The sequence below is a fragment of the Bacillus sp. ME78 genome (assembly GCF_903970865.1).
In the GTDB taxonomy this organism is placed as follows: domain Bacteria; phylum Bacillota; class Bacilli; order Bacillales; family Bacillaceae_G; genus Bacillus_A; species Bacillus_A cereus.
This window is the reverse complement of record NZ_CAJCKK010000018.1, coordinates 22,917-36,946: the sequence shown is the minus strand read 5'-3', so window position 1 is coordinate 36,946 and position 14,030 is coordinate 22,917. Positions and strand designations below refer to the sequence as shown.

Sequence of the window (14,030 nt, the reverse complement as noted above, 5' to 3'; positions counted from 1 at the left end):
GTGAGAAGTGATTATTTTGAATCTTAGTAATTTAGTAAAAAAAGACATCTATATTCTCGTTTTAATGATACTTACAGTACCCTTAGTAGGTGAAATAAAGTCATTTCCCTTAAATGAAACATTTAGAATGAGCTTTGGTGCACCAACATTTTTCTTTTTTTTGTTATTGTTTCGACGAGTTCCAGCATTTTTACCGGGTTTTTTAACAGCGATAGTCGTGGTAGTATTTCGTATCTCAATGGATGTCATTATAAAGGAAAATATGGATTGGCTAGCCGCTTTTCATACTCACTATCCTAGTTTTTTCTTTTATTTTACTTATTCGTATCTCTTTCATTTAGCAAAAATCAAACGTTTTTATCATCAACCACTAATGATTGGTTTTATTGGTTGCATGATTGAAATACTGTCAGACTGTGTGGAATTAATGATTCAATATTTCGTATTAAAAACATCGATCACATCCGAGGCAATAAATGAGATCATTGTTATCGCATGTTCCCATAGTTTTATAGTTCTAAGCTTTTTCAATATGATGAAATTGTATGAAGCACAATCAAGGGAGCGACATATAAAGAAACAAAATGAACATATGCTCATGCTCATCTCTAATTTATATGAAGATGCTGTTCATTTAAAAAAAACATTACAAGATGCTGAGAATATAACAAAAAAATCCTATGATTTATATAAAACTTTGGACTCTTTTGAGCATAAACAGATGGATTTTCAGTTTGAGGATTTAAGGCAACAGGCATTACAAATTGCTGGTGAGGTCCATGACGTTAAAAAGGATAACCAACGTATTTTTGCGGGACTTTCAAAATTAATTTCAGATGAAAGTTTTACAGATTATATGTCTGTACATGAACTAGTAAATATCATTATACGGGCAAATACGAAATATGCACAGTTGTTAGAGAAAGATATCCAATTTGTGTATAAAATTGATGGTGTGCATCCTCATTATCATATTTATACAATCTTATCTATTATAAATAATATCGTTACAAACGCTGTAGAAGCTATCCAAGGTATGGGAACCATCACAATTGACATTAATAAAGACCACCATTTTGTTGAATTTCAAATAGGCGATAATGGTCCTGGTATTTCTTCAAAATATAAAGATTCAATTTTTGAGCCTGGGTTTACTTCTAAATATGATGATTTAGGCAATCCATCGACAGGTATCGGATTATCGTATGTTAAAGAAATGGTCGCACAACTTGAAGGTGATGTTACGCTTGAGGACAGAACCGAAGGAAAAGGATCAATTTTTATAATTAAATTAGGGATTGATCATATAATTTCGAAAGGGTGATTCTATGTATTTTTATATAGTAGATGATGAAAAAGCGGTTCGCTCAATGTTGGCTCAAATTATCGAGGATGAAGATCTTGGGGAGGTTATAGGAGAAGCTGAGGATGGTTTATCTTTAGAGCAACAAATGGTAATCCTTAAAAATATAGACATTTTATTTATCGATTTGTTAATGCCGAATCAAGATGGAATAAAAACAATTCGTCAAATAAAGCCTTCGTTTAAAGGGAAAATCATCATGGTCTCTCAAGTAGAATCAAAAGAATTAATTGCTGAGGCTTATTCGCTTGGTGTTGAATACTATATTATTAAGCCAATTAACCGGATTGAAGTATTAACAGTTGTTCGGAAAGTCATTGAACGAATTCGTTTGGAAAAATCAATAAAAAACATTCAAGAATCGCTTAATATGGTACTAAAATTGGATAGTAATTCAAGTGTGCAAGAAAAATACCGTAATGAAAAACATTTAAATACTTTCAATCATTTTCAAAATTCCATTCATTTTCTTTTGTCTGAATTAGGAATAGCCAGTGAAAGTGGAAGTAAAGATTTAATGGATATGCTAGATTATTTATATAAATATGAACAAGATAACACGTTGGAACAAGGCTTTCCCTCACTAAAAGAGATTTTTATGAATTTGGCTCAAAAAAAACTTGGGGATTCAGCTGAAGATGCCGAATTAAAAAGGTTCATAGAAGCTTCCAAACAACGGATTCGGAGAGCAATTTATCAATCATTAAACCATTTAGCATCCCTTGGACTTACTGATTTTTTAAACCCGAAGTTCGAAAATTATGCTTCTAGATTTTTTGATTTTACTACCGTAAGGAGAAAGATGACAGAATTGAATAATGAACCAACATTACCTGCTCGTATTGATACGAAAAAATTTATTCAAGTTCTTTATTTTGAAGCAAAACGAATACACCTGGAGTTAAGATGATAAACTCTTGATAATAATTTTTCTTTTTATTCTCTTTTATTTCATATTAGTTTTAAAATCAGAAAATTCCGTATCGATTCGGTAGAAGTGTATGAACTTAGAACAAAAGAATATGTATTTTTTATTTTTTTAAACATTAATATTCATTAAAAAAAACGAGTATTTTCACAATAAAATATAAATACATAGTAAGTTGAATTTAAAAAAAGATGCTATCTTCTAGCATCTTTTTTTCTTTAAGAGGAAATATCATTGATCCTTATATTATTTGAAATTCAAATGCGGGCATATAAATAAGGGAAAAGGAGATAATATTTAACAAATTATAATTGGAAATGGTATTTTAGGTCAGAAATGTTTTTATACTAATTAGGTTATTGGTACTAAATAAGCATTATGTCTCGCTTTTCTGCTCTTTAATCTTATAGTTATTTTTTATTAAGTACATATCGTTTTTTAGAAATCTCAATCCTAGCAGAGTATATAAATTGGGTGATAAAAATGTGGAACGTAATTACTTCTTATCTTCCAGATTGGAAAGTCTTTGTACAAGCTTTTATCTTGTTTTTAATTCCGTATACTATCTCAAGATTTTTTCATTGGGTTCGTATGGCAGAGAAAGAGTGGGAAGAATGAGTTGGTGGAAGTCAAGAGACAAACAAGTGAAAAAAAATAATATTCAAAGTAAAACGAAACAAGATCATATACCATCTCAAAATGCAAACGTTCATTTCACAAATGATTTTGCCTCTAACTTAGAACTTATAAAGCAACAAATCGGACATAATTCTGATGTTCGCTTTCGGAAGTTTAATATTGGACGCACAGATATTCAAGCTGGGATCGTTTTTGTTGATGGTCTATCAGATAAAGAGATAATTGACAAACATATTATGAAATTATTAATGGATGGTTTTTCTGATGAATATAAAAATGAATCTTCTTATGTGGAGGGGACTGTTTCAAAAGAATATATTAAAAATAAAGTTCTTACAATTAGTGAAGTAGCAGAAGTCCATTACATAAAAGATTTAACAACCAAAGTATTGATAGGTTCAACAGCTCTTTTAATTGATGGTTTAGCAGATGTGTTTATTCTTGGTACAACAAAAGCAAATAAACGAAACATTGAAGAACCAGTATCGGAGGCATTAGTCAGAGGGCCACGGGTCGGTTTTACTGAAGTATTAAGTGATAATACCTCACTTTTGCGACGACACTGTGCGGATGAGAGCTTATCATTAGTAAAGCTACCAGTAGGAGAACGTGCAAAGAAAGAGTTAGTTGTCGCATTTATTAAAGATCTTGCTAGTACAGAATTGGTGGATGAAATAAAAAACAGAATTCAGAAAATTGACATAGACAGTGTACTCGAATCTGGTTATATAGAGCAACTCATTGAAGATAATTATCTAAGTCCTTTTCCGCAGATTCAAAATACAGAACGACCTGATCGTGTTATTAGTGCTTTGATGGAAGGTCGAGTAGCTATTTTGTTAGATGGAACACCATTTGTTTTAATTGCTCCAGTTACATTTAGTATGCTGCTGCAATCACCAGAAGATTATTATGAAAGGTGGCTTCCTGGTACGCTTCTCCGCTTATTACGCTTCATGACAGCTTTTGTTTCATTATTTGCTCCAGCACTGTATATTTCTTTTATTTCATTTCATCCAGGATTAATTCCCACTAAGCTCGCTATTTCTATTATCGGATCGCGAGAAGGAGTTCCTTTTCCCGCTTTAATAGAAGCGTTAATTATGGAAGTAGCTATCGAAGTTTTGCGAGAAGCAGGTTTACGTCTGCCTAAACCGATTGGACCTGCAATGGGAATTGTGGGCGGTTTAATAATTGGTCAGGCTGCCGTAGAAGCAGGAATTGTTAGTCCAATAATGGTTATCGTTGTTGCGGTAACAGCTATTTCTTCTTTTACTATTCCGCAATATAGTGTGGGAATTACGTTACGCATTCTTCGTTTTGTAGCTATGTTTTGTGCTGCGATATTTGGCTTGTATGGTGTTATTCTCTTCTTTCTTTTACTTTGCAGTCATTTAGTGAAACTGAAAAGTTTTGGCGTTCCTTATACTAGCCCTGCTGTTCCGTATCGATTTAGTGACTGGAAAGATTTTATGGTTCGTATGCCATTAAAAATAATGAGACGTCGACCGAAAATAATGCATACCAAAAAAACTATCCGCAAAAGGTAGCTGATGACGAAAGGAAGTGGCCTTCAGTGATTACTATACCTAAAGACCGAATAACAACTTCACAAGCAGTTGTTATTATTGTAAATTACATACTTGGGACAGGAATTCTTACTTTGCCCAGAGCATCTGTGGAAAAAGTGAAAACACCAGATGTATGGCTAAGTGTTATATTAGGTGGGATACTCGCAATGGTTTCAGGAGTAATTATGGTCAAATTAAGTCAGCAGTTTCCAAATAAAACATTTTATCAATACAGTCAAGATATTGTAGGGAAATGGATAGGCAGGTTGCTTAGTTTTCTTATTATAGGGTATTTTCTTACAACTTCAGCATTTCAAATTCGTTCAATGGCAGAAGTAATAAGCTTTTTTTTGCTAGAAGGAACCCCCACATGGGCTATTGTTATGCCTTTTATGTGGATAGGTCTCTATTTGATTATGAGTGGTATTAATTCAATTGCACGGATGTTTGAAATAATATTTCCTATTACTGTTTTTATTTTTTTAATCATTTCCTTTATGAGTATCGGAATATTCGAGATAGATAATCTCCGTCCCGTATTAGGTTTGGGAATTAAACCAGTATTAGATGGGATAAAAACAACGTCTCTCGCATATACAGGTCCTGAAATTATGTTAATTCTTTTGGTATTTATGGAACAACGAAATAAAGCAGTAAAAGCTATTTTAGTTGGAATTTCTATTCCGTTAATCTTTTATGTAATAACTGTTGTAATGGTCATTGGTGCATTATCAATTGATGGAGTTGTAACAAGAACATGGCCGACAATTGACCTTATGCGCAGTTTTGAAATTTCTGGATTGATATTTGAACGTTTTGAATCTTTACTGCTTGTAATATGGATTATGCAAATATTTGCTACCTATACGATTAGTTATTATGCAGCTGCATTAGGATTAGCACAACTCTTTAAAAAGAGTATTCATCCGTTTATTTTTGCTTTAATTCCAATCATTTACATCATTGCTATGACTTCGAAAAATATAAATGACTTGCTTAAATTGGGGGATATGCTCGGTAATGCTGCTTTATTTTTATTTGGTTTACTGCCACTGCTTCTTCTTATTATTACGCGATTAAAAGGAGGAGTAGTGTGAAACATAAATTTAATTATATGCGGTTCTATTTGGCTTTGTTGTGGACGCTTTTGCTTCTATTTTTAACAGGATGTTGGAGCAGTAAAGAAGTAGAAGAGTTGAGCTTAACTGCAGGTATAGCACTAGATAAAGGGAAGGATTCAACAATTGAGAAAGAGGATGAGGAAGGAGGTTATCCTAAAAGAAATCTTATAACAGCTACTTATCAAATTGTTAGTTCGCAAGCACAAAGTAAAGGAAATGGACAACAAAAACGTTATATAAATGTTTCTGAGACCGGTGATTCCATTCATCAAATTGTTCGTGAGTTTTCATTGAAAAGAGAGAGCACAATGTTCAGCCCACATTTAAAAAACATTGTTATTAGTGATAGTCTTGTACGTACATACAGTTTAGAACAATTACTTGAACAGTATCTCCGTGACAATGAAGTTCGGCTTAGCTGTATGCTCTTAATTAGCAAGGGTCTAGCGAAGGAGGTACTGGAATCAAACAAAAAAGGAGAAATCCCAGCATTTCGTTTGTCTGGAATTGCAGATAATAGAAATAGAACAACAAGGATTTTACCTCCTGTATCGCTCGCTAAATTGGAAGGAAAGATGCGGTCAGGGTCCAGTTTTCTTTTGCAAAATGTAATCTCGATAAAAGGGGAAACAAAATTTGCAGGAGCTGCTGTAATTAAAGGGAAGACAAAAAAGTTGATGGGCTTTTTAAATGAACAGGAATTGGAAGGAGTAGTATGGATAAACGGAAAAAGGAATGGTGGTGTGGTAAAAACTTTTGATAAAGAATCAAAGAAACTCATTATATACGAAATAAAGTCAATAAAAAGCAAAATCATACCACATGTTAACGGAAATAATATTTCCTTTGATGTAAACATTGAATCAGAAGGGCGTTTGTCTGAAAATTGGATGCAATCAGGAAAAGATTTTGAAAATGAATTTTTAAAAAGGGAAGAAAAAGCTATTGAAAAAGAAGTAAAGCACTTAGTACATCATGTTACAAAAAAAATACAAAAAGAATACCAAGTCGATATTGCGGGTTTTGGCAACCAATTAAGAATTAAACACCCGAGAACATGGGAGAAAGTCAAAAAAAATTGGGATCAAACATTTAGTAAGGTACCGATTAAATATCATATAAATGTAACTATACAAGATTATGGAGCGTCAAGTTTAAAACGGTGAGATACCTTAATTGAAATTATATTTGCATCAAAACAAAAAGTTACAAAAATTTTAATTTAAAAATTTTTGTAACTTTTTGTTTTTTTATGTCCTTCTTATTATAGATTAAAGAAATGATTTTATCCGGCAATTTGCCGGGCAGTAAGACCCCCACCTCAAAATTCAGCGAAAGCAAAGAAGTTATTAGAGGTATATGTAAGCTCTATATAGGAAGGAGAATTTTGAAATTCTATTGATAAACCAAGTAATTGTAATAGCCCTTATTTAGAATAATAATTTCAAAATCAATAAAATTTAGAGTAGAAGGAGCAAGAGCAAATTATTATGAATAAACAAATAGGATTCATCGGATGTGGAAACATGGGTATTGCTATGATAGGTGGGATGATTAAAAAAAATATAGTTTCTCCGGATCAAATAATTTGTTCAGATTTAAACGTCATTAATTTAAAAAATGCTAGTAATGAATATGGCATAACTATAACTACTAACAACAATGAAGTCGCTAACAGTGCTGATATTTTAATTTTATCAATCAAACCAGATTTATACTCATCGGTAATTAACCAAATAAAAGATCAAATAAAAAATGATGTAATCGTTGTAACTATTGCTGCAGGAAAAAGTATTAAGAGCACTGAGAATGAATTTGGTAGAAAGTTAAAGGTTGTTAGAGTAATGCCTAATACACCGGCACTTGTTGGAGAAGGAATATCTGCGTTATGTTTTAATGAAATGGTTACAGAAAAAGATATAAAAGAGGTACTTAACATATTTAATATTTTCGGCCAGACGGAGGTCGTAAATGAAAAACTAATGGATGTTGTTACATCTATTAGTGGTTCTTCTCCAGCATATGTGTATATGTTTATAGAAGCCATGGCAGATGCTGCTGTACTTGGCGGTATGCCGAGAAAACAAGCTTATAAATTTGCGGCTCAGGCTGTATTAGGTTCTGCAAAAATGGTATTGGAAACAGGAATACATCCAGGTGAATTGAAGGATATGGTTTGTTCTCCAGGTGGAACGACGATAGAAGCTGTAGTAACGCTAGAAGAAAAAGGTTTAAGAACAGCTATCATTTCAGCTATGAAACGTTGTACGCAAAAATCTATGGAAATGTCTAGTTTAACTAGTAAGTGAGAAGCGAATTTATATAATATTTCAAATCTATTTAATGTAAAAGAAATATTATGAGGCTAGTTAATAACTAAGTAAATTTATATACAACACTAACGAGAAGAACAAACCTTATTTTAAAGGGGATACAGAAAATATGAGTAATTTATTAAAAAAGAAATCCGTTACACAATTGTTAGAGCATAATCAAAGCAAGACTTTAACGAAAACATTAGGAGCATTTGATTTAATTATGTTAGGGGTAGGCTCGATAGTTGGAACAGGCGTTCTTGTGTTAACTGGATTAGTAGCAGCAAGAAATGCTGGTCCAGCAGTTGTTTTTTCATTTATACTTGCAGCAATTATATGTGGATTTATAGCATTATGTTACGCGGAAATTGCTTCTACACTCCCGGCGTCTGGTAGTGTATATACGTACTCATATGCAACAATTGGTGAGTTTGTTGCTCATCTAGTAGGTTGGTCATTGCTGTTAATATATATCGTGGCAACAGCGGCTGTCGCTGCTGGATGGACAGGCTATTTCCACAATTTAATAAAGGGATTTGGATTAGAGATACCTAAAGCTCTAATAACGATTCCTTCGCATGGTGGTATTGTGAATCTACCAGCAGTAATCATTACATTGATATTAGCATGGATCTTATCCCGTGGTACGAGGGAAAGCAAACGAATCAATAATACAATGGTATTGATTAAAATTGGAATGATTTTGTTATTTATTACGGTTGGTATATTCTATGTAAAACCAATGAACTGGATACCAATTGCACCATACGGTTTAAGTGGAGTTTTTACGGGTGGAGCAGCTATTTTATTCGCTTTTACGGGTTTTGATATATTAGCAACTTCAGCAGAAGAAGTAAAAGATCCGAAACGTAATCTTCCGATTGGTATTATTGCATCATTAATCATATGTACAATTATTTATGTTATGGTATGCCTTGTTATGACAGGAATGGTTTCCTATAAAGAATTAAATGTTCCTGAGGCAATGGCGTATGTAATGGAAGTTGTAGGACAAGGAAAAGTCGCTGGTGCAATTGCTGCAGGTGCTGTAATTGGCCTTATGGCTGTTATTTTTTCCAATATGTATGCGGCAACACGAGTATTCTTTGCAATGAGTCGTGATGGATTGTTACCGAAATCATTTGCGAAAGTTAATAAGAAAACTGGAGCACCGACTTTTATAACTGGATTGGCAGGAATAGGGAGCTCTATAATAGCTGGGTTTATTGATTTGAAAGAATTAGTTAATTTAGTTAATATCGGTAGTTTGGTGACGTTTGCGTTAGTTTGTCTATCAGTTATTATCCTTCGTAAATCACACCCAAATTTAAAACGTGGATTTATGGTACCTTTTGTACCTGTATTACCATGCGTTGCAATTGTATGCTGTGTGTTTTTAATGCTAAATTTACCGTTAAGGACATGGTTGTACTTTAGTATTTGGATTACTATTGGGGTAGTAATATATTTCCTTTATTCGATAAAACACAGTAATTTAAATGAGGAAACGATCTCGAAATTACATGATAAAATTGCGAGATAATAACGATTGAAAATTTTATTAATAATCATATTGATAGTTGAGTAACATAGAAACAGTTTTTTGACATTTAGCAAGAGATAAAATAAGAGATGCTAGGGCAGCTAAGTACTTTTTTAGAAACCTTGCTTGTTTTTTACGATTTAAAACTGCTAAGGAGAGAGAAGTATGAGTGAATTGCATTTTATGAGTATAGAAGAATTGGATAATAAATTGAAAAAATCTGACAGTGGTATTTATTTCATTAAAGACTATAATGACAATATTATTTATGTAGGCAAGGCTTTTAGTATAAAAAGTAGAGTATTAGCTCATTTTAATAGTTATTCCAATATTGAGGAATATGTACATTTATTTAATAAAGTAGCGTATCTCATTGAAGATAGTTTGTTAAAACGCTCATTGTTACAAGTTACTTATATGATTAAATATAAACCAGTATTAAACAAAGAAGTACAAAAAGAATTCCCAGAGTTGTATACTCAATACATTAAGCAGACAAATAAAAAATCTATGTTGTTAGAAATTGATGAAGCTAAAGAAAAAAGGGATGAGTTAAAGAATAAATTAGTAAAATTAGTGGGTGGAAAAACTATGTTTTATGACATAATTTCTCTGTTAAACAATGGATATAACTATCATGTCCTCGCAAAAGTATTGAGCATAGAACTTCAAACTTTAATTATAATAAAAGAACACCGAAATAAATTCCCGATACCACATAATTATAAGAGGACAATAAAACATCAAGATATAATGTATGCTTTATCTGGAAAAAAGAATTTAAGTACTTAAAGGTTAAACACTTAACTTTAAAATAGTAAATTCGTTGCTTTTGTAGCTTTTATTGTTATATTGAAATGCAATGTACATTTGTGTTTCAAATTTAATTGGTGGAATAAGGGGAGGGAAAGGGTTCCTATAAAAATACTGGAATAAATTAGGTTACTCATGCGAAAGTAATACAAATGAAATTCTTATTTCTGCTACTACAAGTACTATTGAGCAAATGAAGTATGAAAGTGCTTTTGAACTAGGGGTCACACTGGGACCTGATACATCACATCATCTGCAAATGGTTCGGATCGTTGGAGAGATTACAAAACGCTTAGTTTGAATGGCTGAAAAACAGTTAACAGGTCAATACAGACTACACTAAGAAAATAATCCGTATATATACGGATTATTTTTCCTTTAATTTACAAAAAAATAAATTTCTAAATTGAAAAAACCTCTCAGATTCCTTTGTAATAATCTTTTTTAGTTGTGCTAATCACATAGGTATCGAAAGGTGGTAAATTCGATACGAACGATGTATAAGCCTTTAAAAGAGTTTTGGTGTTAATTATAATTTTAATTCCATAATACTTAAGCCGATATAATAAAATGTTTTATGTCTAAATCGATATAAAGGAATAGTTTTTAAGTGATATTTCTTTTTTATAGAATAAGCAAAACCTGATATTGTAGTAATTATTGTTTTGAGGTCAATTTACTGTGCACCTTGGTTATTGAAGTTTTTTGTTGATTAACAACTATTGTATTTGGAAATTAATAATAAGTTTATCTCGCTGTTTGCTGGGCAGTAAGACCCCCACCTCAAAATTCAGCGGAAGCAAAGAAGTTAGGTGGGGGATCAACTGTCCGTAAAAGCCCGATTGGTGTGGGCTAATAATCAGTGGGGATGAACAAAACCCCCACTGATTAAAGTTTCACTTTATGTGATGCGGTAATAAAACTATCTAGTTTGCTATTTTTAGTATTTGTAAAGTCTATATATTTTCCTCTTTTGTGGAAAGTAAAACTAATGTTGCGACCAGTAATATAGTGTCATTTTTTTGAATATTCCATTCGTTTTTTTATGTTTAGTTGAGTACTTGAATTTCCTCCACCTTGTACTTTTCAAAGCATAGTGCTTCAAAAATAACCGTATCGCTTTCATCTGTTTCCAATTTCACAACTTCTTTATTATCTTTTTTTAAAATTTGGAGCAAAATAGTTTTTCAGTTTCATATTTAAATTAGCAGTATTTATTTTTTTGAATTCAATTTGTATAAGTGATTGAATTGGAACTTTGACTGTTGTTTCTTGCGGTGGTACAGTATCTCCTGTTACTTTCGCTGTATTTTAAATCTTTTTCCAGCTTGGTCCTCGCATTGACTACCACTGTATTTTGTAGTACTTCACTGTTTTCTCAAGTTCAATAATTATATCTTGTAGAATTAAGAAAAGAACTTAACTTATTTCATTTACTTATCTACTCTGATGTTTAGATGCTAACTACAATTAAATAATATATGATTTTTATAAAAAAGATATAGTAATATTTTGTTGTGAATTGTACTAATTTGATATTTTATAGTATTATTTGTCGTGAATTATATCTAACAGAATATATTTTATGGATCTATAAAGGAGAATGTAATGAATACTTCTATCGATATACAACACTTGTGTGATCTTGCACATAAAGCATTTAATGCCCCTGTACATATTTTATCTGCAGACAGAAAAATTTTATATCATTCTACATCTGATAATGTTTGTAGTCCTTTTTATTCTTCAAAAGAAGAACATCTTAGTGATATTTATCAAGAAAACGATCCCTTTAACTTGCCACTTTTTCGAAGTAACAACTATCTTGAAAATTTTGTTCTAATTCATATAGAAAATCATGATGATATTAAAGGGACTATTATAATCGGTCCTACTATACATCCAAAAGATTCAGATGATATGATCATAAAATTTCAGAAAGAATTTAAATCAAATGATAACATTCAAGAAAGACTTGCCTATTATCAGTGTTTATCTGAGATTAAAAAAACTACATTAATTGATATGGGAATTTTATTACATTACATGATTTTCAATGAAAAGTTAGATGTAGATATTGTCTTGGAAAAAAATAAAGTACTAGAGGAAATTCCTAATAAAAATGTGAAACCTGATTTATATATTTTAAAACGCCGACAAAACAAACCTAAAACGCACAATATGGCATTAGTAAATGATTTCTTTTCGACTATTAAAGAAGGCAATAAAAAAAAGTTAATACAGTATATGTATGCGGTTTCGCAAGAAGATGTTGAACTTATGCTAATAGAGGATCCGCTCAGGAATCAAAAAAACCTTGGAATTATTGCGATTACCTTAGCCACTCGATATGCAATAGAAGGAAACCTGCCACCAGATATTGCTTTTGCTCATAGTATTTTATATATACAAACCCTGGAACAATTAGATAATGTAGAATCTGTAAAGCGATTGTCAGGGGATGCTTTACGTACTTTTGCAGATCGTGTGAAAGAATACAATGCAAAAAAGTATTCTTACGCGGTTACTACATGTATAAAACATATTAATAAAAATGTTTACGATGGAATATCTCTGAATGAACTTGCTAATCATTTAGAAATTACGCCTACTTATCTGTCTAAACTATTTAAAAAAGAAATGGGAATTACTTTAAGCGAATATATTCAAAGGGAACGAGTGGAAGAAGCAAAAAAATTATTAACACTCACTACTTATTCGTTATCAGATATCTGTGCGTGGCTTAACTTTAATGACCAAAGTTATTTTATAAGAGTTTTCAAAAAAATCACTAGCATGACTCCCAGGCAGTACCGTGAAAAATATACAGTAATATAAGCTTGTTATCTGCTGTCTCCAATGTAAAGACTTAAACATGGGTATAAGTATCCCAAAAAATGAAAATTCACTAACCATTATTTTGCTAAAGGAAACAAAAAGATAGAAGGCTGCAAAGTGCTCCAAGGAAACTTTGTAGCTTTTTTGTCATTTAAAACCTACGTTTATAACGAAGATAAGTTTATAGACTAATATCTTCATATTAGATATTTATTAATAATGATATTAGGATGTTTTGTAAAAAGATCAATAATATAACATATATTACTAAATATATCTACATTTTATGCAATTATACATAACTAAATAAAGGTAAAAAAGTATAAAAAGACCTATTATATTATTCTATAAGTATTTTTTCTAAAATAAAATTTCTTGGTTGAGCGAAAATAGTTATTTTTAACCGTATACACATTAATTTGTAATCATTACAATTACAGAAATGAAATTTACGAATAACTATATTTATATAATTTTTTTGGGGCATATTTTTATTTAACAGTAAATTATCGAGCTTAATCGACAAAATTTTTCTATTTACGCATTAAAAATTTAATGTTTTAATGAACAACATAACTGGTATGACCAGACAGAAAGGAGAAGGTTACGCTAATAGGAATTATAGTGAAGTTGTAAGTAACATTATGTCGTTAATAATATTCTAAATAGTAAATTTATTCACAAGAGGTCAAGAATCAAATTTGTAATAAACGTGTTCTAAGTTTCTGCATAACAAAAGTGAAGTTATTCCGCAATAAAAGTATAAGCGATGTACAGTATAATTTTACCTTTTGTAGTCTAGTATGGAGTTTGCTGATAAAACTAAGAGTAATATTATTAAATTTAAATTAAACAATGTTGTAGCAAGATTAACTGTAAGCATTGGTTTATTGATTCTC

12 protein-coding genes are annotated in these 14,030 nt (G+C 31.4%); 11 read left to right on the top strand and 1 reads right to left on the bottom strand.

Translation table 11 applies throughout. The features are described from left to right. Nucleotides 1-7: 7 nt before the first annotated feature. The 10 genes from H6481_RS18770 (at nucleotide 8) to H6481_RS18730 (ending at nucleotide 10,594) form a co-directional block, all read left to right on the top strand. Nucleotides 8-1,324 carry a sensor histidine kinase gene (locus tag H6481_RS18770; RefSeq protein ID WP_000584810.1) on the top strand — a complete coding sequence of 439 codons (1,317 nt, stop codon included), beginning with the start codon at nucleotides 8-10 and terminating at the stop codon, nucleotides 1,322-1,324. Between the two features lie 4 nt (nucleotides 1,325-1,328). After that, the gene (locus H6481_RS18765) at nucleotides 1,329-2,273 is read left to right on the top strand and encodes a response regulator (protein ID WP_000274088.1); all 945 of its coding nucleotides are present in this window, start codon (nucleotides 1,329-1,331) and stop codon (nucleotides 2,271-2,273) included. A gap of 501 nt (nucleotides 2,274-2,774) precedes the next feature. Beyond that, entirely contained in the window at nucleotides 2,775-2,909 is a 135-nt protein-coding gene (locus H6481_RS28895; RefSeq protein ID WP_000267389.1) for a hypothetical protein, read from the top strand. Further along, nucleotides 2,906-4,480: a spore germination protein gene (locus H6481_RS18760; RefSeq protein ID WP_182812794.1), complete on the top strand. Its 1,575-nt coding sequence runs from the start codon at nucleotides 2,906-2,908 to the stop codon at nucleotides 4,478-4,480. Before H6481_RS28895 ends, H6481_RS18760 begins: the two co-directional genes overlap by 4 nt. A gap of 26 nt (nucleotides 4,481-4,506) precedes the next feature. Then, nucleotides 4,507-5,598: a spore germination protein gene (locus tag H6481_RS18755; RefSeq protein WP_078993247.1), complete on the top strand. Its 1,092-nt coding sequence runs from the start codon at nucleotides 4,507-4,509 to the stop codon at nucleotides 5,596-5,598. Next, complete coding sequence (locus H6481_RS18750) at nucleotides 5,595-6,788, top strand: Ger(x)C family spore germination protein (RefSeq protein ID WP_000680796.1); 1,194 nt, start codon at nucleotides 5,595-5,597, stop codon at nucleotides 6,786-6,788. Before H6481_RS18755 ends, H6481_RS18750 begins: the two co-directional genes overlap by 4 nt. Before the next feature lie 324 nt (nucleotides 6,789-7,112). Further along, entirely contained in the window at nucleotides 7,113-7,931 is an 819-nt protein-coding gene (gene proC, locus H6481_RS18745) for a pyrroline-5-carboxylate reductase (protein WP_097988258.1), read from the top strand. 133 nt (nucleotides 7,932-8,064) lie between these two features. Further along, complete coding sequence (locus H6481_RS18740; protein ID WP_097988257.1) at nucleotides 8,065-9,480, top strand: amino acid permease; 1,416 nt, start codon at nucleotides 8,065-8,067, stop codon at nucleotides 9,478-9,480. A 165-nt stretch (nucleotides 9,481-9,645) separates the two neighbouring features. Continuing rightward, on the top strand, nucleotides 9,646-10,272 hold the full coding sequence (locus tag H6481_RS18735; RefSeq protein WP_001292161.1) for an excinuclease ABC subunit C: 627 nt from the start codon (nucleotides 9,646-9,648) through the stop codon (nucleotides 10,270-10,272). Between the two features lie 178 nt (nucleotides 10,273-10,450). Beyond that, nucleotides 10,451-10,594, top strand: coding sequence for a small, acid-soluble spore protein, alpha/beta type (locus H6481_RS18730; RefSeq protein WP_071729993.1), 144 nt, complete (start codon nucleotides 10,451-10,453; stop codon nucleotides 10,592-10,594). A 748-nt stretch (nucleotides 10,595-11,342) separates the two neighbouring features. Here H6481_RS18730 and H6481_RS18725 read toward each other — a convergent pair. Continuing rightward, nucleotides 11,343-11,471: a hypothetical protein gene (locus H6481_RS18725; RefSeq protein WP_003270913.1), complete on the bottom strand. Its 129-nt coding sequence runs from the start codon at nucleotides 11,469-11,471 to the stop codon at nucleotides 11,343-11,345. A gap of 430 nt (nucleotides 11,472-11,901) precedes the next feature. On the opposite strand from H6481_RS18725, the gene H6481_RS18720 reads away from it, so the two are divergent. Beyond that, nucleotides 11,902-13,131 (top strand): helix-turn-helix domain-containing protein, encoded by a 1,230-nt coding sequence (locus tag H6481_RS18720; protein WP_023521964.1) that lies wholly within the window; start codon nucleotides 11,902-11,904, stop codon nucleotides 13,129-13,131. Nucleotides 13,132-14,030 lie beyond the last annotated feature (899 nt).